The organism is Thalassotalea sp. HSM 43 (genome assembly GCF_004752005.1).
Lineage (GTDB): Bacteria > Pseudomonadota > Gammaproteobacteria > Enterobacterales > Alteromonadaceae > Thalassotalea_A.
In genome coordinates this window covers 3,797,702-3,819,433 of record NZ_CP038493.1, presented here as the reverse complement: position 1 = coordinate 3,819,433, position 21,732 = coordinate 3,797,702, and the positions used below count along the sequence as shown (strand labels likewise).

Genomic DNA, 21,732 nt, shown 5'->3' with positions numbered 1-21,732 from the left:
CGCCGTTGGAAATAATTATTTATGCTAGGTGACAAAACCAAGGAGTTAATTCGCTCTGCCTACAAGCGAATTGGCGAAAGTCTAGACAATTTTAGCCCTCGTAAAGAACAAGCATACCTGATAGCCGAAATCGCTAAAACCATTGCTGGCGAGTACGATAAAAATACCCGTCATATCGTCATTGAAGCCGGTACAGGTACGGGTAAATCATTAGCCTATTGCCTTGGTGCCATCCCCTTGGCGAAAAAGCGTAAAAAGAAAGTCATTATTTCTACGGCAACGGTTGCCTTGCAAGAGCAATTGGTCAATAAAGATTTGCCGTTTATTTTAAAGCACGCAGGTTTTGTTTTCGACTTTTGCTTGGTAAAAGGTCGCCAACGTTATGTCTGTGCGCAAAAGCTAGCCTTAGCAAACCACAATGACAGTGATGCCGGCCAAGTTGCTATGTTTGAGCAAAAGCCAACCAAACAAGATACCGACCTATTAAAGCGTCTCGACAAGGCTTTGGCCAATGGTAAATGGCAAGGCGATAGAGATTCTTGGCCAACGCCAATTCCAAATCATATATGGCAATTTATACAAAGTGATAAACACAGTTGTTTGCGCCACCTGAATGAACACACTCAATGTCCATTTCATAAGGCGCGCGAGCGCATGGACGTTGCCGATGTGTTGGTGGTGAATCACAGTTTGTTGCTTGCCGATCTTGAGTTAGGTGGCGGTAAGATTCTCACTGAACCCGAAGATAGCGTCTATATCATTGACGAAGCGCACCACTTACCGGATATTACCCGAGATCATGCCAGTGCCATGGCAACGGTTAAAGGCGCAATCGAATGGTTGCAACGCTTAAGTCCTACCGCGGATAAAATCAATAAATTATCAACCACAGATCGCACCATATCCCCTTCACTAAAAATTGCTGATTTAAGTGAGGAGATCATTACCGATCTCAAAAAGGTCAATGAATTTTTCGATGCCAACCAAAACCTGTTTTTTTCACAAGATAAGCAATTTCGTTTTGAAAACGGCGTCGTGCCCGACGAATTGCGACACCTCGGTGAAGACATTGCCAGCGCCAGTAAAAAATCGTTAAGCGAAATCAATAAGCTATACAATTTACTGCTTGAAGAAGTCAAAGATGGCAACGTGCAAATGTACCGTGCTGAGCCCTTGCTTGCTGAGGCAGGGTTTGAAATACAACGGGTAGAAAACCTCGAAAAAATCTGGTCGATGTACGCCAAACAAGACAGCGACAAAGGTGCGCCTTTAGCGCGATGGATAGAAAAAACATCCGGTAAGCGCGATGATTATATGGTCAGTGCCTCACCTATTGAGGTCGGCTTTATGCTGCAGGATAATTTATGGGATAAGTGTGATGCTGCGGTATTATGCTCGGCCACCATATGCGCGCTAAATTCATTTGAACATTTTCGCCGTCAAGCGGGCTTGGGCATCAATGATGGTACCCAATATAAAAAGTTAAATTCACCGTTTAACTACCAAGAAAATGCAGTTTTAACGATACCGAAAATGCAATACGAGCCGAACGTAAGTGATGCGTTCACCAAAGAAGTCATTGAAAAACTACCCAGTCTATTACGAGAAAACCAAGGTAATTTGGTGTTATTTTCCTCATATTGGCAAATGGAGCAAGTGGCTGACGCTTTGCGTAAAAAAGCCAAATATAAAGCCATTCAAGTGCAAGGTGAACAATCAAGACAGCAAATCATTGAAGTGCATAAACAGCGTTGTGACAAAGGTGACACCAGCATCATATTTGGTAGTCAAAGTTTCAGCGAGGGCCTAGATTTACCTGGTAAGTATCTAACAAACTTAATCATTACTAAATTGCCTTTTTCGGTGCCGACCTCACCTGTTGATCAAGCGCAATCAGAATACATTAAACTCAAAGGCGGAAACCCGTTTATGCAAATCAGCGTGCCCGATGCCTCGAAAAAACTGGTACAAGCCTGCGGTCGTTTACTGCGTAATGAGAAAGATACCGGTATGATCACCATTTTGGACAGAAGATTGGTCAGTAAACGCTATGGCAAGGAATTGATTGATTCATTACCGCCCTTTCGTTTGAATGTGGTGAATTAGACCTTTTGTCTCACCAGCACCAGCGTTAAGACACCAATGATGCCAAATAACGCAAAAACCACCGGCGAGATGGCGTCATATTCATGACCAAAGAAGGTAGACATAAACATGGTCAGCGCCAGTAAGCCACAAGCGATAAACAAGCCAACACAGATATAACACAGCACCAGTGCCAGTTTGCCCCCTTTGTTATTGAGTGCCGCCGCTGTGCCCAGATACAGCACAACGATCACTAGCGCGTAAGGTGATAGTTTGCCTAATATTATCGATGCCAAGCCTAATGCGGCAAAGATGCAAAACAGTGCCGTCAGTAGAATGTTTAAAACCTTCATTGAAAATCCTTCTCTAGCAACCTTATAAATCACAGCTTTGTGTCAGTTAAGCTAACACTGTCATCACCATTTTGATGGAAATGATCACCACAAACACAGCAAACACTTTCTTTAACATCGCTACCGGTAAAGTGTGCGCCAGGCGAACGCCAATCGGCGCGGTAAAATAACTGGTCAGTGATATCAGCACTACTGCTGGCCAGTAAACAAAGCCAAAGGTGTATTCTAGATTGATTGCTTCATTGTAGCCGTTAAGGATGTAACCCAAGGTGCCTGCTAAAGCGATAGGTAAACCACAGGCAGCGGATGTGCCGATGGCTTTGGTTATATTAATATTACGCCACAACAAATAAGGCACCGTCAAAGTACCACCGCCAATAGAAACCAATGCTGAAATAGCGCCAATACCGGAGCCTGCGGCGATTAATTCACCTTGACCACCAATGCTTTTTTCAGGCTTTGGTTGCTTATTAATAAACATTTGCAACGACACATAGCTCATGAAAAGGGCAAAAAACAAGGCCAGATATAAAGGTTCTGTTTTCGCCGCTACGAATGTCGCGGCAAAGGTGCCAATCAAAATCCCCGGAACCATGGATTTAACGATAGGCCAAATCACCCCACCGCGTTTATGATGTGCGGTTAGTGACGACATTGAGGTGACAATAATGCACGCCATAGACGTGCCTAAGGCCAAATGGACAATAACTTCGTTGGCGAACCCCATTACGGCAAAGATACTGGTTAACATGGGTACCATCAAGGCACCGCCACCAATACCCAGTAATCCGGCCATCACACCGACAAAACCACCAAGTAATAAAAATGCCAAGATGTATTCTAAAGCCACACTCGATCCTGTTAATTATTATTATCTGATCACATCAAAAACGGTTATTCAATGCCAATGTATTTATGTACTTGCACCGACAGGCGCCAATTATTGTCGATACAGGTATCGATGGCTAACTTGGTCGCTCTATCTTTTTGGCTGATGGGCTGCAAGTACACTGGCGTTTCGGTAATTTGGTGCTGGTTTAATAGCGCCTTTAAATCATCGACATGCTGCTCAGTCGCCACAGGGTGCTTGATTTCATTGGCCCTTAACATCGCCGACGATAACACTTTATAGCCACCGCGCATGTTCACTTTTGGAGACACGGTAACCCAACAAGACTCTGTGGTAAGAATTTCAAATGTACCCGAGGTTTCAATCTGAGTGCTATAACCGTGCTCTTCGAATAACTGGCACAGCGGTGTTAAGTCGTACATACAAGGCTCACCGCCGGTGATCACAATATGACGCGCCTTAAACCCTTGGCCTTGCACGGTACGTAAAATCTCTTCCGGCTCTAATTCGACCCATTCATCGGTCTCAGCAGATTTCGTTAAAACCGTTTGCGTACTCACTTGAGATTCTAAATTGATATCCCATGTATGTTTGGTATCGCACCAACTGCAACCCACTGGGCAGCCCTGCAGACGGATAAAAACTGAGGGTTGTCCCGTAAAAGAGCCTTCGCCCTGAATGGTTTCAAACAATTCGTTAATTTTGTAATGACTCATAATAAACTTTGGAGATGTGAGATTTTCGAGTAAAATTAAGGTTTTAAATAGAAGTAAGATAAGTATACCTCATCTTGTCAGACAAAAGGCTTAAAAATGTCAGAAAATATCTCCAACAAAGTCGTCGTCATATACTCCGGTGGCATGGATTCTTTTACCGTATTAAACAAAGCGTTGCGTGACGGTAAAGAAGTTTATGCCCTCACCTTCGATTACGGACAAAAGCACGTCAAAGAAATCGCCTACGCCGCCAATGTCTGTAAAGAGCTGAACATCGCTCATAAAGTGATCGACATCACTGCCATAAACCAATTATTAGCCGGCTCATCATTAACCGATGAAATCGACATTCCAGAAGGTCATTACGAAGAAGAATCAATGAAGTCAACGGTGGTGCCGAACCGTAATATGATTTTATTGTCGCTAGCGGTGGGTTATGCGGTATCGGTTGAAGCGAGCCAAGTTTATTATGGCGCTCATTCTGGTGATCATGCGATTTATCCAGATTGTCGTCCCGAGTTTGTTGAAAAGATGAATGACGTTTGTCAAATCGCCAATTACCAAGCAGTAGAAATCTACAGTCCGTATTTAAAAGTTAGCAAAATAGATATTCTTACTGATGGCTTAAACATGGGCTTAGATTATGGCAAGTCTTGGACCTGTTATAACGGTCGAGAAAAAGCCTGTGGTAAATGCGGTGCCTGCCAAGAGCGCTTAGAAGCCTTTGAAAAGAACAATGCCATCGATCCTTTGCCATACGAGTAATGTGGTAAACGCAAACAAAATAGCCGAGAAAAACTCTATGGTATTGTTTATTTAAACTCTGTTAGAATGCGTGCAGCGGCCTAGGTTTATGCACGTTTGTTTCTGCACGTTTGCTTTTTAACCGCCGCAATAAAAAAACTATAAGCTTATGTTTTGCATGTATTATTCTACAATTAACTAACATAAGTAACTTACTATCTAGTCCTTATAGATAATAATAATTGATCAGAGGATCCCCTATGTCAGCGTTTAAAAAATCCGCAATTGCCCTTTTATTTACCTCTCCTTTGCTACTTACCGCGTGTGGCGGCAGTAGCGATAGCGACAATGATTCCATGGTAGCTTTTAATTTAGCCGTTTCTGATGCGCCAGTAGATCATGCCGTATCTGTGGTTGCTTGTTTTAATGAAGTCGAACTTAAAGGCGGCGACAACAGCCAAATATTTATCGTCGGTGGAGACAACGGCGAAGTTGCTGCAAACGATGTTTGTAAAGATGAAACCGGTAACGTTGTGCCTAACACGCATGGCATCGATTTAATGCAATTTACCGGTGATGATGCTGCTGTACTTATTGAAGGAACGATGATTCCGGTTGGCCAATACACACAAATGCGCTTAAGCATTACCCCTGAGTCTTACGCTGAAGTAAAAGTAATGGATGAAGAAACTGGTGAGTACACGGAACAAACCAAAATGGTAAGCGTTAGCGTGCCTTCAAATGAATTGAAACTCGACGGTTTTGTGGCAACCCAAGGCAATGAAGTGAGCCTAACGGTTGAGTTTGATTTACGTAAGTCTATGGTAAACCCACAAAACAGTGAAGATTTGGTATTAAAACCGCGCGGTGTACGCTTAGTCGATAACAACACCGCGGGTCACATTGAAGGTGACGTGAACGAGTTACGAATTCAAGGTGAAAGCTGTGATAATAATGGCGCCTTCGTCTACTTGTACGAAGGCACTATCGCCGTCGCTGACATGGGCGATTTACACTACGATGCAAACTCAAACTACGCTGGTGTTAAAACCGAGCCGCTAGCATCCGTTGCCGTGGTAATGGAAGAGCAAGGTGGGTACGAATACGAAATTGGCTACGTACAAGCGGGTCAATATACCCTTGCCCTGACTTGTTCTGCCGATAACAGTGAACAGAGTGATGAATTAACCTTTATCATGGCAAAAACAGCCGACGTTGCAGACAAGCAAACCTCTGAAGTTAATTTTAACTAACAACTGACAGGCTTTAATAGCAAACAGTTTATTAGTCAAAACAGCCAGGCATTGCCTGGCTGTTTCATTTCAATCCAGATAAAAACCGCTACCCCGCCGGATTGCACTTTCCCACTCTAGCTATTTTATCGATAGATTACATCAACATAGCCATGGCTTTGGCACTTTTTAAATTTTCTAAAAACTGATCTTCAACGACCCGTTACTGCGTTTAAGCAAGTGAACTATGAGTGTGTCTTTTTTAGACACTTTAATGTTTGATCATTTTTTAGGAAAACAAAAAGTTATGAAATACATAAAAAAACTCGTTGGTACCGGGCTTCTAGCATCGACAGCCATGTGTACGGTTTCAACAGCAGTAGCAAATGACTTAGAGGCTATCACCAGTCTTCCTGTTATTACTGACGACTGTGGTTCAACATCGTGTCAAGATCGCCGTGGCCTTAATGTCGAACAAACCTTAGCGGTATTGTCTGCTGCTACGGCCAATGAACGAGCAGCAAAAGCTCAGGCTATGGCCAAAATGAAAGATGGCGATAGCGGCTCGAACGGCTCAGGTTTAGCGCTAGGCCAACTGGATAACAGCACCCAAGTGGTGTTTTTAAATTTTGAGCAAAGCTCAGATACCTTTGAAGCCATCACCTTTAACCCTGGCGTTCCAGAAACCTTTAACAGCCACATATATACCCAGCAAGAACGCGATGCCGTGCAAGCGAATATCGAAAGCCGTTATCAAGGTTTTAATATGTCGTTTACGCAAGTAGAACCAAGCGAAGGCGAATATTCTACGCTTAACTTTGAATGTCGTGACTCTGATGGTATTTGTATCGATTTTGGTGGCGGCATTTTATTTGGTCGCGCGCAATCAATCGACATCCGCAATAGTCTGCGCGATGACAGTGCCTTTGTAGATGCAAATTTATGGCAAGTATTGGTTCAAGTTGATCCTAGCGGTGCTTTTTTCTCAAGAATATCTGGGATTGAAATTATTGATGGCGATGTGCAAGGTGCGCTATCAACGGCCATTGTTAACCAAGCGTCCAATACCGGTGCACACGAGTTAGGACACAACCTAGGCTTACGCCACCATGACAGCTTTGGTGCACCAGGCGACGGTGTAACACCAGGTACAGGTGATTTCTTTCCCGTCTTTGATGGACCATTAGTTGCCTTGGAATCGTTTGATCACACCATGGCCTCTGGCGCGAGTGTTGGTACAGGCTTTACTGACAGTACGGTCGATTTACGTTTTTTCTCTGAACGTTCTGCATTAAAACTTGCCGCTAATCAACGCCCTCGTTTATTGCAAGAAGCTGCGGTTTCAGGTGGTAATAAAACCGTCAAGATGCGACGTGTTTTAGCACCAAACACCTTGTTTGATGGCGAAAATTCAGCTGGTCAACTTGAACTGCTCGAAGCCAGAGTTGTAGGTCGTATTGATGAGGTTGATGAAGTTGACAGTTATCGCTTTAACGCCAAAGCGGGTCAATTTTTGAGTGCTGAGTTATTTGGTTTTGATACACCGTCTGCAGAGCAATTTGCGACCGCTGATTTCATGATCGGAGCTATTGCCTTGTATTATGTCGAACAAGATCAATCGTTAACCTTGGTTCAACAGAACTTCCAAAACTTTGAAGGTTATGACGCATTTATGGTTGACGCACCACTGGCCATGGATGGAGAGTACATTCTTATGGTCTCTGCACCAGATATCCTATTGATTCCAGGCTTTGGCTTTTTATCTTTGGATGGTTCAGGCAATGGCGACCTTCGTACCGGTAATTATGAAGTAAGCATGTATGTGACCAATGGCCGTTCTGGTAACGGTGTGTCTAGAGTTCCAGGTAAAAACGAATAAAGCGCTGTAGCTTAGCTATTTTATCTCGTTTCTATGAATTAGTTTCTCTGCATTAGAAACGATTCATTACGCGCAAGCGGCCACGTTTAAAGCGGCCATGTTTAGTGAATGTTGTCTAAGGCAACGGAATCGCTGCACATCGGCCGCTTTTTATCGACTTTAAGATCATGACGCTGAGTAATAATGTTAAGTCCGTATATTGCTGTGACCTAGGGGATGTGCATTCATCCGCAACATGCACTACCAAAAATAGCGTACCGCGACTTGGTATTGATGTTCGCTTAGGCTTTCATCAGCGTTATCATATAAACGTGACGGTCGGTCACTGTCGATATAATTGAATTCACTATGAAACTGCCAATGCTTATCAAACTGGTATTGGTAATTGAGGGTGATCGATTTACCGTATTCATCATTATCATCCCCTGGTGTTTGATCCTTATCCGTCACCGAGAATTCTTCTATTCGCCCAGTAAAACGGTGCTGGTTCAACTTGTAGGTCAATAAGGCATAGGCCGTGTGGTAATCGTTGTCGACGACAACTCGCCCAAACGGTGATGTCATTAACGTATCACCGACTAAATATTGACTGATTAAGGTAAGGTTTTTACTCAGTTTGGCTTTAACGCCGACATGGTCAAAAATAGTTTCCCAAGCATACTGGCCATGCTTGAAAACTTTGGTATCGACATTATTATCGTAATGCCCTACATGCACAATGACGCGGTTATCCCATGTCCATCTGGCATTGATTTCTGTCCCATATCGATGATCGAGTTCGATAAATGGATCGGTGTATTCGGCCTGAAATCGTAACATGCCACCAAAGCGAGCTTCAATGGGTGGTAAATCTCGTCTTTCATGCCACAAGGTTTGCCTACTACTGACAGTCCAACCTCGCCAAGACAACAAGGTGCCCGCCGTATCATTGTGTTTAAAAAACGTACCATTGATAGCAAAGTTGTGTTTACTGTTAGCAAATCGGCCCAGTTTTTCCCAACCAAATTCAATACCCGTATGCCTGACTTCTTCGCCGATCCAACTGTTCATCGTTGAGAACGACAAAGTATAAGGTGAGTTCCAACCTATGATTGGGTTTTCCAGAGAAATGTGTGGATAGATGATACCCGCACGGGCTTTATAACGATGACCATCACGGTTAGGTAAACCGGTATAATTGATATGTGCGGTTAAAATACCGACTTCATTATCTATATCGTCACTTACCGCCATGGCATTAACATGAATAGAAAATGGATTATCGAAATCCATTTGGTAATTAATCAGCGCTTGCGCCAGTGATGCATTGCTGCCGTCATTAAAGCGAAATTTACCGTAATGAGCATCAAGGTGTGATTCTTCGCCGTCAGTTTGCGTTACTCGAGCATCAATCAAGCCACGAAAATTATGTTCCAATGCTGACGCGGGCGTCAGCATCAGCGCACTCAGACATACTGCTGTTATTGTTTTTATTATCATTATCTGTTTGTTTACTAGTTTGTTTTTCTTGTTTGCTATGATCAAAATATACCGACTGTATTAGCCACTGACTAAATTGTTCTGCAGATAACGGGCGACTGATAAAATAGCCTTGTGCTTTTTCACATTGATTCTCTGTCAACCAATCAAGGGTTTGCTGATCCTCAACGCCTTCAGCAACAACCACTAAGCCGAGTTGATGCGCTAACTGCAAAGTCGAGCGAACGATCATCTGATCCGTGGTATCGGTGAACAGTTTTTGCACGAAACAACGATCTATTTTTAGCTCTTCTACTGTTAGGTTTTTTAGCTGGGCCAGCGACGAATAGCCCGTACCGTAATCATCGATGGACAAGCGTACGCTATGCTCTTTTAATCGATTAATGTTTTCCACGGCTTTTGAATTGTGGTCAATAAAGGCATCTTCGGTTATTTCAAAAACCAGCACATCACAAAGTTTATTGTTGTCTGTCAGTAACGATATCAATTGATCACAAAAATCGTCATCCAACAAATTACCCGGTGAGATGTTAATGGCTATTTTTATATCTAAGCCTTGTTCTTTCCAGCGGTAATACTGTTCAATAGCGTGTTCTATCACCCACAAGCTTAAGGTTTTCATTTGACCGGTTTGCTCAGTGATTTGAATAAATCTGTCCGGGCCAAGTAATCCGTGCACTGGGTGTTGCCAACGAACTAATGCTTCCACTTCTTCAACGCGTTTACTATGCAAATTAAGCTTAGGTTGAAAATGTAAGATAAATTCGTCATTTTCCAGCGCGGGTTTAATACGACTTAATAACTGCAAACGATCTAAGGTATTCAAATCAATCTGCTCGTCATAAACTTGGAAAGGTGAATTCAAGCGCTTAGCCAATTGCATGGCTGAATCGACCTCTTTGAGCAATTCAATGGCATTGACCTTGCCCTTACAAATCGTCACACCGGCGTGGACTTGCAAATGCAAGGCAATGTTTTGCACCACAAATGACGATTCAACGTGTTCAGTCAATTGTTGTATGCAATGACTTATATCTTCATGGCATCGGTTGAAATAGACGACGATAAAACCATTGCCTGAGGTTTTATACAATGACAGTTGCATTTGTTGCAGACGGTTAGCAACTTCACAGATCACTTCATCGCCAACTTTATGACCTAAGGTGTCATTGATTTGCGAGAGACGGCAAATACTTATTTGGCAGACAACCAAAGGGCCATGTTTGTCCTGCATATCGCGATAAAACTGATTACGGTTGGGCAATTTAGTCAAATTATCAAAATAAGCCTGGCGTGATATTTCTTGTTCGCGTTGGTAAATAGCATTTTGCATCGAATCCAACTGGTTAGCCAATTGGTTTAGCTCTTTACTCTGGCCAACATCGACTTTACTGTCATACTCACCTTGAGCGATTGCTTTGCTAAATCTCAGTAACTTTGACAATGGTCGGGTAACCACAATGGCAATATAATAAGCTGCGACGACTGACAACACCGCCATCAGTCCTATCATCATTAACAGTTGGATGCTGTCTTTTTTAACTGACTCGGTCAAGCTTGAACGAAGTTGGTAGGTAGTCGCCATTAATGATTGGCCATCAACACGACCTAGGCGATAATTAGAGAATACAAAATCTTGATCAATTGTTTGCGCTAATGGTAAGAAATCTGATTGCTGATTTATTGACTTATTGGTCTCGCTATTGGCCAGCCATTGCCAATTGTCTGCTTCTATCAAGCCAAAGCCAACGTGAAAATCACTCAATTGCGCCAGTTCGCCCACCAATTTTTCATCAATATTATAGCCAAAGCTAATATAGCCGATGACCATATCGCCATTACGAATTGGTGCGATAACCAACTGATAAACCGTATCTTTATATTGCCAAAACTGGGCTTTAGATTGTTCAGTTAACCACGAGCGCTGGGCAAATATTTGACCAATTTGAGCGCCCTTTACCACTTTGCTTTGACCATCTTCTCGAATCGTCAATAATTGACCAATGATGGTGGCTTCTTTATCGATGGCGATAGCGATATCGGCATCAATTCGTTGGCGATGATTATTAAGGGCAAACAAGATGCTGCGAGTATCTTCCATCAATACTTGCTTAAGACCATAATCTTTGGCCACCGTTTCCGCGAACGCGGTTATATAGTAATTGCGGTTATCCAATTCATTTTGCAACAAGGTTTCTGCTCTGAGGAGCTGCAAATTGAGTTGTTGCTCTTCCAACCGTTCATTAGCCAATTTGGTGGTAAAAAAAGAAACGCCCTGCACGATAATTAACAACAACACGAAAAAGAACACAATGGTCTTTTTTAAACTATCAAATTGTAATGTCAATTTGCCTGGCATTTATTCATAGCCTTCTGCAAAGTCAAACTCGTCAATATGCTGTTGTGGATCATTTTCCGGTTTATCACCAGTAATTTCGACTGTAAATTGTGTTAAATCACTACTGAATGGGTATCGCTGTTGCTGGTCTTGAGTTGACATTTTAGGGTGGTAGATGCGGATTTGATAATCACCCGATGGTAGTTCATTAAGCTGCGCTTGGCCGGATGCATCGGTCATTGCAAAATACGGTGTATCAACGACAAACAGGTGCCCTGCCATCCAATCATGGATATTGCATCCCATGGCAATCTCATTGCTGGTGTCGACGCTAATTTGCTTTGGCTGGCCTTGAGTCTTTAGCTTAAAATCAAAACGCGTGGTTTCGTTTACGGTATATATGTGATGCGTTATATCGTCATGGTTATCAAAGATAACCGGCGTGCCTTTGGCGACAACGGTTAAATATGGCGTAAACTTTTTGTCTTTTTGACTGATGACAACAGGTTCACCTAGGTACTCTTTAATATTCGCTTGATGTGTTAACGGTTCGAGATAAACAACTATCCCAGAAACCGGTTGTTGTTGTTTTGTGACGACGGTAATGGTTGTCGCCATGCTAACCGCACTCATGCCTAAGGTAACAATCAAACAGATTAAACGTCGCACCATATCCTCTTTATTATTGTTATTATGATCGAATCATCATTGGTAAAATAACCTTTTGTTTACAATGACAAATAATTATAGATTGGGCAAGTGTTTTAGCCATTGTTGATGATGCGATTTTGTCAGGCGGGGCACCAATAAAATCAGCTGTCGATGAAGCCATAAATAGCGTTATTTATTAAGTGTAATGTCGCTTAGATAGCCAGACTATATGGCTCGGGCGTAAATAAACATATCGGTGGTATTGGCAGCGTCTTTATCAATAGTAAACTGCTTGCGCTTAACACTTATCACCTCAAATTGATTGCTCTGTAGCACATCGACAATGACATTTTCTTGATGATAGTGAATAAAGACTTGATCCCCTGCGCTTGAGGTTTGGTAACCAGAGTGCTGGTCATCCCCTTCCATGGTACTCAGGTAGAAAATGCCGCCAGGTACTAATCGTTGACGTGCCTCTTTGATCAACGTTGCCACATCTTCTGCGCTTAAATACGGTGTGCAAAAACCACAAAGTAGTGCGTCGAATGTCCCTTGAACCTGACTAATGGAGCGGCTATCCATGACATCAAAGACTGCACCTGGATTATTTTTTTTAGCCAAAGCCACCATGTTTGGTGCTAAATCAATACCGTACAGTTGATAATCCGGGCGTTTTTGCAAAATATATTGGCTAATATTTCCCGGACCACAGCCTATCTCAAATATTTTTGCGTTGGCTTTGCTTACCAGTTCACAAAAATCATCATAGGTATCCATATAGAACTCAAAGTTCATGTATTTGTCTTGGTATCGCTCTGCCAATTTGTTAAACGTTGCGACGGTGGTTTTATATTTATCCATCACCAATATTTTTGCTCGTTTAATGCCTTAACACACTGACACTGAGTTGCTAGTGAAGCTAAATTAGTGTCGTCCAAACTTTGCGCTAACCAGCCATGAGGAAAGCTTAACGTTAACGGCGCTTTTATTTGTTGTTCTGTTATTTGCTCAAAGCCGACTTTGCCATAATATTTTGGGTCGCCATAAGTTAATGCCAAACTTATGCCCTGTGCTTTAAGTTGATCTAGCCCATGATTAATCAAACCTTGCCCGACCCCCTTAACTTGTGCGCTCGTGGCAATGGCAACGGGAGACAATATAAAAGCGCTTATATCGTTGGTTAATGTCAAACGACTGAAAAAAATACAGCCTATTAATGTATCCTCGTCAAATGCCATAAAACCTTGTAAGTCATCTGTTGCCGTGGTCGCAATTAAATCTTTAACTAATTCACCAATAAGCTGCCCCTCTTGTTCATTTTCAGATGCGCTAAACACCTCAATAAACAGGGTGACGACTTGGTTTTTATGTTGCTGATGAAATGGCAGAAAAGTCGTTGTCATTTTCGCTCCAGATACCCTCTTGCATGGCACAAATTTGGTTAACTTTTACAATCAGTGTAATCGTTATATTTGTTCAGTCAAAGACATTTTCTTTACGGCATAGGCAGTGAAAATCAGCAGAAAACTAAGCCGAAGAAAACTAAACAGGCGCAAACAAGAAGCAAAGGAATGGAAACCACAACAAAAACACAAAGGCAAAGCGTAGGTGACGTAAGCACGTTATTAATTAAACGACATAACACAAGCTTTGCGACTGTTTATCTCTAAACGCGTATACCTAACTTATACCTAAATATGTATACCGAAAAACCAACACCTATAAGCGGACAACCACAAACTTTTACCTAACGATGTATGGCTTTGCTATAGGGTTCGCATCACGTCCATACTGTAGCTAATACTCAATAGCAAACAACACATGGCGAGCAAAATAAATCGCTGTTTTCTGCTACTACGATGAACCCGAGATCGTTGCTCTGTATTTTGTTGCTCTGTATTTTGTTGCTCTGTATTTTGTACTTTAAAGTAGCCGAGCACTTGAACGACGCTATAGACCGCCATTGCAGATGTTAAGACCATCATGAACATTTTGAACATATTCGCTCCATGTTTATCCAAAGTGAAACACCAACTTAAAACTTTTATACGGCATTAAACTTATTTGTTTTTATTATTATTTTTGTTTTGGTCAAAAAATAAACTACCTTATTTTTGTACACTATTTCAACAACATATCAAATATCTTTAAAGCGGATTGGCATTCCTTGCGCCCACTAAAATGCAAAAAGCCAGAAAACATCTGCTTTCTGGCTAAGTAACGCGAGCAACAATAATGTGTACTGACTTATAAGGTCTCGGCAATCTCAATCAGCAGGTTCTCATACTCATCGGCTTTATCTTCAATATCTCGAATAACCGCTTCGTCAATTTCAATCAATTGCTTTTCTAAGGCGAGCATTTCTGCTTCTTTTGCCAGCATATTGGCTTCTTCTTTCTCCAGCAATGGTTGCAGTTTTTGTTGCTGCTCTTCAATCTCTTTAATGGTCTTTTCTTCGAATTCCATCTTCTTTACTTGCTCTTCTATGCGCTCAGCGATTTTTGTCATCTCTTTTGCTTTTACATCCATACGTTGCGCCACGTCGCGTATTTTCTTTTCATCTATACGAATCGCTTGCTCAAGAACGTGTAATTCAGATTCTATTTGCTGTACTTGCTGTTGTTGTTTTGCTGTTAGGTCTTGTTTAGTAAAGGTTTTACCGTTAACGGTATATTCCGTGTTTTGCTTATCATGATTTCTAACTTGTATTTGAACATCGGATTGCGCCCATACCGAACGATTAAACGCGGATACTGCAACAAATAAGGTGACTACTGCCCATAGTGCAGACTTTGAATACGAAACTTTCATTTATAACTCCTAAAATAATTATCAGCGTTACAGCTGGTGTTATTAGTCTTAGTCGACCTAAGCCAATAAAAAGTTTACATGGTCAGTAAAAAATATAAAAAAAACGCCAGCACTATGCCGACGTTTTTTGATAATGATAACTAAGCGACTAACATTTAGCGTCTAACATTTAGCGGCTAAGGCTAAGAGTTAGAGCCCAATGTTTGGTACCTAAGAATTAACGCTTAGCGTCTAATGCTTGTTGAATTTGATCCAATTGCTCTGGTGTAAACTTGCCTTTATTAAGCATCATAACGATAGCTTTTGCATGTCCGCCTTCCTCATCAGAATGCACAAACACATGACTTTCTGAATCAACGTTTTTTACCATGTGATGGCCAACGTCACTGCCTTGGATCACCATGATTTTTTTGTGCTTGCCATCCTCACTAACCCACTCTAGTTCTTCTGAATCAGATAAGGTTTTCACTTTGGTTTTATCAACAACAATGACTTTACCGTCGTGATCAGCATGGATCATACGCATGCCACCCATAGCCTCAAGAATGGTTGCTTGCGTTTCTTCAGGTAAATCAGCAATAGCGGCTTTTAATTGCTCTTGGTCGTGCAATGCTTCTTTTGGCAATTGCAATTGCGTTTTTTGGCCGTCTTTGATTATGGTTACGTCAGCATTGGCGTCTTCACCAGCAACGATTTCAACATTCACGTCTTGCTCAACTGTTTCTGCTAAGGCGTTAACGCTGGTGACTGAAGCGAGCAATCCTAAACTTGCAGCGCTTAAGCCGGTACCGACTAACATAGATTTGATTGTATTAAGTTTCATAACTTTCTCCGTCTTTTTTCTAATTAATTGATGGTTTTCTATCTTTCCTTGATATACCAACAAGATTCGTACCAGATTTTAGGTCAATTAATGTAATGCGAGTAAATACAAGCGATTGCGAAAGTTGCTCAGCTTAGAGTCTAGGTTATCAGCGCTAAATTTCCACAAAAGCCGTGCTCATTTCGGGGTTCGATTTCCCCATATCAGGAAACATTTTTGGCAAATAAATTAACCACACTTTTAGGTGTTTTTAAGTCGTTGATTTATATACAATTAATTCACACTAGAAAATGGCACTAATGTTGTTATATAAACATAACAAGAGAATTTATAAGAGACAACGATATGTCGTTAAAACGATATCTATTTTTATTGGTCAGTGCGCTTATTTTGATGATATTCGTATTATCCCTGTTAGTGCTCGATTTTTTTCGAGACAACTACAAATATGAAGTCAGCCAACAAGCCAAACAAATTTCAAAGCGAGTCATTTCTTTTGCTGCCAATGAAGTACAGTATGCAATATCAGGTGCCGATAAACAGTTTGTCCTTAAAGGCAAGCCTAAGGTTATCTTTGCCGGTGATAGCGAGACCGACATTGAAATAATCCATAATGGTGACGAAGAATACAAAATCATTACAGCCAAGGGCCATTCCAAAGATCATGACAAGGGGCATACTCATAACAGCAAAGACCCCGACTCAGTTGATACTAAGGTGGATACCAAGGTGGACAAGGCAGTAAACCAAGCAGTAAACAATGCGGCTAGTGCAGCAGACAACTCAACAGTTGACGACAAGGTCAAAATAATTGAGCAGCAAACCATAGATGACATAGCCACGCAAACGGCAACCGAGACACCAGCTGAGCAACAAGTTATCGCCGCCCAGCAGTTCTCACAATTGGTTGAGCAATTGCACGAGGTAGTGATCGATGAACAAGGTAAAGAAGTCGAAAAAACCAGTAATTTTGTCTACCAGATCAAACACCCGCAAAACTCTGGTATTGATAACTTAATTGAAGAAATCATGTACACCCTACTTGGCTTAACGATTATCGCGTTAGTTTTTGCTTATTGGCTCAGTCATAAGTTTAATAAACCGCTCAACGCGCTTGCCGGTGGATTTTCCAAACTCGCACAAGGGAATTATCAACATAAAGTGGTGCCACAAGGGGTTGATGAGATCAAAACCACAATCGTGCAATTTAATGACATGGTGTCTCGACTTGATGCCTTGTCACAAGCACAAAAGAAAAACCAACAACTGCAACAACTGGCGGAATTAGGGGAAGTATCAAAGGGCTTAGCGCACGCATTGCGCAACCCAATTCACACCATAGGGCTGAGTGTTGAACAGTTACTGCAAAATAATCTGTCGGCGCAAGACAAACAACAGCTATTGGCGCGTGTGCAAAGTAAAATCGTGCATATGAACAAAACCATCGGTGCGATGTTGCAACTTACCGTGCAAGGTGTAAGTAGAGATCAACAGGTGCCTATTTACGCCGTAATACAGGATATTATCCTTGAATATAAAGCCAGTGATGATAAGCAGTTGTCATTAGCTATTGAAGGAAATAGAGAGTTATGTATAACCGGCAACGAGTCAGAAATACGTTCAATATTGCACACCTTAATTATTAATGCCTGTGAAGCCAGCGATGACAATGGTGACATTATCATCAAAATAGATAACAACAGCGATAACGATACAATTGTGGTAGAGGTGCAAGATCACGGCCCAGGGGTTAGTGCACATATTCAAGCAAATTTATTTAACCCACACACCAGCGATAAAGCCGAAGGTGCCGGCATGGGCCTGTATATTGCCAAACGCATAATCACCTTGAATTATGATGGTGACATTAGCTTAGTTAACACCGACCAAGGTTGCCACGCGACGGTTACCTTTGGAGCAAGCCATGCATAAAGATAGCTTAAATGAAGACAATAACATTCAGGTACTTGTCGTTGAAGATGAACCGCAGCAACGGCAAATCATTGTCGAGCTGTTGCAAGCCTCAAATTATTCGGTGCTCAGCGCAGACAGTTGCGAACAAGCCATTGTTATGCTTAAGGACAATCCCGTCGATGTGATTTTTTCCGATTGGAAATTGGTTAATCTATCGGGCATAGATCTGTTGAATTATTGCCGTAAAAGCGACAGTAACATATTAAGTCGTGATCCAGGCTTTGTCATCGCAACCGCACATGGCACCATCAGTCACGCAGTAGAAGCACTGCAATTAGGTGCAGATGATTACCTAGCAAAACCCTTTCAACGCCAAGAACTGTTGCTGACCATTGATAAAGCGTTAAAAGCCAAAGAATTGCGCTCGCAAAACAAACGATTAAGCGCACAACTGTCAGAACAAAGTGAACTTGTTGGCCTAGTAGGCAAAGCCAAATGCATGCAACAGGTATATCAACGCATTAATCGTGTCTCGCAAACCAATGCCTCTATTTTAATAAACGGCGAGACCGGTACAGGTAAAGAACTCGCCGCCAGAGCACTGCATCAACAATCGACTCGACATGGACAATCGTTTATCGCCATTAATTGCGGAGCGATTTCCGAATCGATAGCCGAGGCGGAGCTATTTGGTGCCGAAAAAGGTGCTTATACTGGTGCAACCGCGTTAAAAATAGGAAAGCTTGAAGCGGCGAACAAAGGCACCATCTTTTTGGATGAAATTGCCGAATTACCGCTTAACTTGCAGGTAAAGTTGCTGAGATTCCTACAAGAAGGCTGCATTACTCGCTTAGGCAGTCATCAAGAAATTCATCTCGATGTACGAGTCATAGCCGCCACTCACCGAGATTTACCCGAGCAAGTGCAGCAAGGTCGCTTTCGCGAAGATTTGTTTTATCGCTTAAACGTGGTACCTATCTTGATGCCACCGTTAAGAGAGCGCCAAGAAGATATCCCGTTACTTAGCGAACACTTTTTAACCTTGCATGCCAAGCGCCATCAATTGCCAAAAACCGAGCTTTCAAGTAATGCACTAAGACGGTTACTGGATTATCACTGGCCTGGTAATGTGCGCGAATTATCGAATCGTTTAGAGCGTTACTTGTTACTTGATGATGAAAGCGAACTCACCGCCAATACGCAATTAAATGACGCTTATGATAGCGCTGGTTTGCCAGTATTTAATTTTCCTAAAAGCAGTTTTAATTGGGAGCAGTTTGAGAAGTATTGTCTTGCTGAGTCGTTATCATTACATGAAGGGAATCGCACCAAAGCGGCTAAATATCTGCAGATGTCGTATAAGGCTTTTCTCTATCGACTGGAAAAATACCAACTCAACGGTTGATCGATCGCTAAATTAATTGTCAGCTAATTCAACAGCTAACCGAATCGTTTTAGGTTTTGCCGAGAATCAATGATCATTTTTCACTGCGCTTTGCCTGGGCCAACATAATACTGACCTCTTACAGGCCAGTAAAAACAGGCAACCTTAATGATTTTAGCCTATTCTTTATAGATGACTCATTCACTTTTGGAGGTAGCATGAGTGGCATGTACAATCATCACGCAAGACACCTTAAAGGCCTGATGACTGCGAACGATGAATTACAAGCGCATTTATATCTTGAGCAATTGATGCTGTTCCCAGTGGATATTCAAGATAAGATAATCGACGAGATTTCTAATCTGAAACGTTGCAGCACAGAAGATATTGCGCAAATCATTCATTTCTATACACGTAGGGCTTAGAGCAACGCCCTATCGTGCACATTATGTCTGGATAAACTCTGTTATGAAGCTAATTGTTGGTCTCTGAGCTTCGAGATTTCATCTCTGCACGCAGCAGCCTTTTCAAACTCAAGGTTGCGAGCGTGCTCAAACATTTCATTTTCTAGCGCAGCGACCTTCTTATCGATGTCTTGCGTTGATAAGTATTCGGCATCGGCTTGTGGTGCAGCCACTTGACCAAGCGCTGCGGCACCTTTAACCGTGGTATCAACCCCCATAACATCGGCAATTTTCTTCACCAATCCTTTAGGCGTAATACCATGTTGTTCATTGTGCGCTTGTTGTTTAGCTCGACGACGATCGGTTTCGTCTATGGCACGTTTCATAGAGCCGGTAATTCGGTCAGCGTATAAAATAGCCCTGCCCTCTAAATTACGCGCTGCTCGACCAATGGTTTGAATCAATGAGCGCTCTGAACGCAGGAAACCTTCTTTGTCGGCATCGAGAATCGCCACCAAAGAAACTTCAGGCATATCCAAACCTTCTCGCAATAAGTTAATACCAATGAGCACGTCAAACTTACCCAAACGTAAATCACGAATGATTTCCATACGCTCTACGGTGTCCACATCAGAATGCAAGTAACGTGTTTTAACGCCATGTTCGCTTAGATAATCGGTTAGATCTTCCGCCATACGTTTGGTCAATGTGGTCGCTAATATGCGCTCATTTTTTGCCACTCGGATGCGAATTTCACTCAATAAATCATCAACTTGTGTTTCAACTGGACGAACTTCAATCTCAGGATCGAGTAACCCAGTTGGACGTACAACTTGCTCGGCAACCTCATCACCACTTTTTTCCAACTCATAGGTGCTAGGAGTCGCCGATACATAAATGGTTTGCGGTGCTAATGCCGAAAATTCATCGAATTTCATCGGTCGATTATCTAGCGCTGACGGCAGGCGAAAGCCATACTCTACTAGGTTTTCTTTGCGTGAACGGTCACCTTTATACATGGCGCCTAATTGCGGTACGGTAACATGCGACTCATCAATGATGAGCAAGCCATCATCGGGTAGGTAGTCAAACAATGTTGGTGGCGCTTCACCCGGTTGGCGTCCTGACAAATAGCGAGAGTAATTCTCGATACCAGAGCAATACCCCAACTCGGTCATCATTTCGATGTCAAATTGCGTACGTTGCACAATGCGTTGCTCTTCAACCAAACGATTATTATCTTTTAGTTGTTGCGAACGCTCTTTTAATTCGACTTTTATATGCTCAACGGCTTTAAGAATTCGCTCTCTAGGGGGTGCATAGTGGGTTTTAGGGTAAACCGTGACCCGTGGCAAGATATTTTCTATTTCACCGGTTAGTGGGTCAAAATGACTGATTCGTTCGACTTCTTCATCGAACAGTTCAATACGCAATGCCAATCGGTCGGATTCTGCAGGGAATATATCAATCACATCACCACGCACACGATAAGTCGCGCGCTGAAAGGCAACATCATTGCGAGTGTATTGCAACTCTGCTAAGCGACGTAATATATCGCGTTGATTAATAATGTCGCCCTGTCTTAAGTGCAACATCATTTTTAAGTACGAGTCGGGATCACCCAAACCGTATATAGCAGACACCGAGGCGATAATGATCACATCGCGACGCTCCATCAACGCCTTGGTTGCCGATAAACGCATCTGCTCAATATGTTCGTTTATTGACGCATCTTTTTCGATAAAGGTGTCTGTGGTTGGCACATACGCTTCAGGTTGGTAGTAATCGTAATAGGACACAAAATATTCGACCGCATTGTGCGGAAAGAACTCTTTCATTTCACCGTATAACTGCGCCGCCAATGTTTTATTGGGCGCTAAGATCATGGTCGGTCGATTTTGTGTGGCAATGACATTGGCAACGGTAAAGGTTTTACCGGAGCCTGTTACACCGAGTAAGGTTTGATGCGCTAAACCAGAGTCGATGCCATCCAATAACTGAGTAATCGCGGTTGGTTGGTCACCGCTAGGTTTGTAATCTGAAACGATTTGAAAATCTTTGCTCATGAT

19 protein-coding genes are annotated in these 21,732 nt (G+C 42.3%); 7 read left to right on the top strand and 12 right to left on the bottom strand.

The features are described from left to right. Positions 1-21: 21 nt before the first annotated feature. Complete coding sequence (gene dinG / locus E2K93_RS16730; RefSeq protein ID WP_135440185.1) at positions 22-2,106, top strand: ATP-dependent DNA helicase DinG; 2,085 nt, start codon at positions 22-24, stop codon at positions 2,104-2,106. Here the strand turns inward: dinG and E2K93_RS16725 are convergent. From E2K93_RS16725 to queE, 3 genes are read right to left on the bottom strand one after another with little or no spacing between them, the layout of a single operon-like run. Further along, the gene (locus tag E2K93_RS16725) at positions 2,103-2,438 is read right to left on the bottom strand and encodes a hypothetical protein (RefSeq protein ID WP_135440184.1); all 336 of its coding nucleotides are present in this window, start codon (positions 2,436-2,438) and stop codon (positions 2,103-2,105) included. The two genes, dinG and E2K93_RS16725, sit on opposite strands and share 4 nt — an antisense overlap. A 46-nt stretch (positions 2,439-2,484) precedes the next feature. Beyond that, positions 2,485-3,288: a sulfite exporter TauE/SafE family protein gene (locus E2K93_RS16720; RefSeq protein ID WP_135440183.1), complete on the bottom strand. Its 804-nt coding sequence runs from the start codon at positions 3,286-3,288 to the stop codon at positions 2,485-2,487. Between the two features lie 44 nt (positions 3,289-3,332). After that, the gene (queE, locus tag E2K93_RS16715) at positions 3,333-4,004 is read right to left on the bottom strand and encodes a 7-carboxy-7-deazaguanine synthase QueE (RefSeq protein ID WP_135440182.1); all 672 of its coding nucleotides are present in this window, start codon (positions 4,002-4,004) and stop codon (positions 3,333-3,335) included. Between the two features lie 96 nt (positions 4,005-4,100). Here queE and queC point away from each other — a divergent pair, with 96 nt between their 5' ends. The 3 genes from queC (at position 4,101) to E2K93_RS16700 (ending at position 7,859) form a co-directional block, all read left to right on the top strand. Further along, a complete protein-coding gene (gene queC / locus E2K93_RS16710; RefSeq protein ID WP_267128076.1) occupies positions 4,101-4,769 on the top strand; it encodes a 7-cyano-7-deazaguanine synthase QueC in 669 nt (222 codons plus the stop codon). Positions 4,770-5,008: 239 nt separating this feature from the next. Next, positions 5,009-6,001 (top strand): DUF4382 domain-containing protein, encoded by a 993-nt coding sequence (locus E2K93_RS16705; RefSeq protein WP_135440181.1) that lies wholly within the window; start codon positions 5,009-5,011, stop codon positions 5,999-6,001. 286 nt (positions 6,002-6,287) lie between these two features. Further along, complete coding sequence (locus tag E2K93_RS16700; RefSeq protein WP_135440180.1) at positions 6,288-7,859, top strand: hypothetical protein; 1,572 nt, start codon at positions 6,288-6,290, stop codon at positions 7,857-7,859. Between the two features lie 240 nt (positions 7,860-8,099). Here E2K93_RS16700 and E2K93_RS16695 read toward each other — a convergent pair whose 3' ends face one another. The 8 genes from E2K93_RS16695 to E2K93_RS16660 form a co-directional block, all read right to left on the bottom strand. Further along, positions 8,100-9,296: a hypothetical protein gene (locus tag E2K93_RS16695; RefSeq protein ID WP_135440179.1), complete on the bottom strand. Its 1,197-nt coding sequence runs from the start codon at positions 9,294-9,296 to the stop codon at positions 8,100-8,102. Beyond that, positions 9,265-11,697, bottom strand: coding sequence for an EAL domain-containing protein (locus E2K93_RS16690; RefSeq protein ID WP_135440178.1), 2,433 nt, complete (start codon positions 11,695-11,697; stop codon positions 9,265-9,267). The genes E2K93_RS16695 and E2K93_RS16690 overlap by 32 nt, the downstream gene beginning before the upstream one ends. Then, positions 11,698-12,345, bottom strand: a complete 648-nt coding sequence (locus E2K93_RS16685) for a hypothetical protein (protein WP_135440177.1) — start codon at positions 12,343-12,345, stop codon at positions 11,698-11,700. A 207-nt stretch (positions 12,346-12,552) separates the two neighbouring features. Further along, on the bottom strand, positions 12,553-13,188 hold the full coding sequence (locus E2K93_RS16680; RefSeq protein WP_135440176.1) for a class I SAM-dependent methyltransferase: 636 nt from the start codon (positions 13,186-13,188) through the stop codon (positions 12,553-12,555). Next, positions 13,188-13,730: a GNAT family N-acetyltransferase gene (locus E2K93_RS16675; RefSeq protein ID WP_135440175.1), complete on the bottom strand. Its 543-nt coding sequence runs from the start codon at positions 13,728-13,730 to the stop codon at positions 13,188-13,190. Before E2K93_RS16675 ends, E2K93_RS16680 begins: the two co-directional genes overlap by 1 nt. 363 nt (positions 13,731-14,093) lie before the next feature. Then, complete coding sequence (locus E2K93_RS16670; protein WP_135440174.1) at positions 14,094-14,327, bottom strand: hypothetical protein; 234 nt, start codon at positions 14,325-14,327, stop codon at positions 14,094-14,096. A gap of 247 nt (positions 14,328-14,574) precedes the next feature. Further along, a complete protein-coding gene (locus E2K93_RS16665) occupies positions 14,575-15,138 on the bottom strand; it encodes a hypothetical protein (protein ID WP_135440173.1) in 564 nt (187 codons plus the stop codon). A gap of 217 nt (positions 15,139-15,355) precedes the next feature. Next, a complete protein-coding gene (locus E2K93_RS16660) occupies positions 15,356-15,961 on the bottom strand; it encodes a hypothetical protein (RefSeq protein WP_135440172.1) in 606 nt (201 codons plus the stop codon). 345 nt (positions 15,962-16,306) lie between these two features. Here E2K93_RS16660 and E2K93_RS16655 point away from each other — a divergent pair, with 345 nt between their 5' ends. The 3 genes from E2K93_RS16655 to E2K93_RS16645 all read left to right on the top strand — a co-directional run bounded on the left by E2K93_RS16655 (position 16,307) and on the right by E2K93_RS16645 (position 19,684). Then, positions 16,307-17,893, top strand: coding sequence for a sensor histidine kinase (locus tag E2K93_RS16655; protein ID WP_135440171.1), 1,587 nt, complete (start codon positions 16,307-16,309; stop codon positions 17,891-17,893). Further along, positions 17,886-19,280 carry a sigma-54-dependent transcriptional regulator gene (locus E2K93_RS16650; protein ID WP_135440170.1) on the top strand — a complete coding sequence of 465 codons (1,395 nt, stop codon included), beginning with the start codon at positions 17,886-17,888 and terminating at the stop codon, positions 19,278-19,280. The genes E2K93_RS16655 and E2K93_RS16650 overlap by 8 nt, the downstream gene beginning before the upstream one ends. A 197-nt stretch (positions 19,281-19,477) precedes the next feature. After that, positions 19,478-19,684 carry a hypothetical protein gene (locus E2K93_RS16645; RefSeq protein WP_135440169.1) on the top strand — a complete coding sequence of 69 codons (207 nt, stop codon included), beginning with the start codon at positions 19,478-19,480 and terminating at the stop codon, positions 19,682-19,684. 41 nt (positions 19,685-19,725) lie between these two features. Here the strand turns inward: E2K93_RS16645 and uvrB are convergent, their stop codons facing one another. Continuing rightward, on the bottom strand, positions 19,726-21,729 hold the full coding sequence (gene uvrB, locus E2K93_RS16640) for an excinuclease ABC subunit UvrB (protein WP_135440168.1): 2,004 nt from the start codon (positions 21,727-21,729) through the stop codon (positions 19,726-19,728). Positions 21,730-21,732 lie beyond the last annotated feature (3 nt).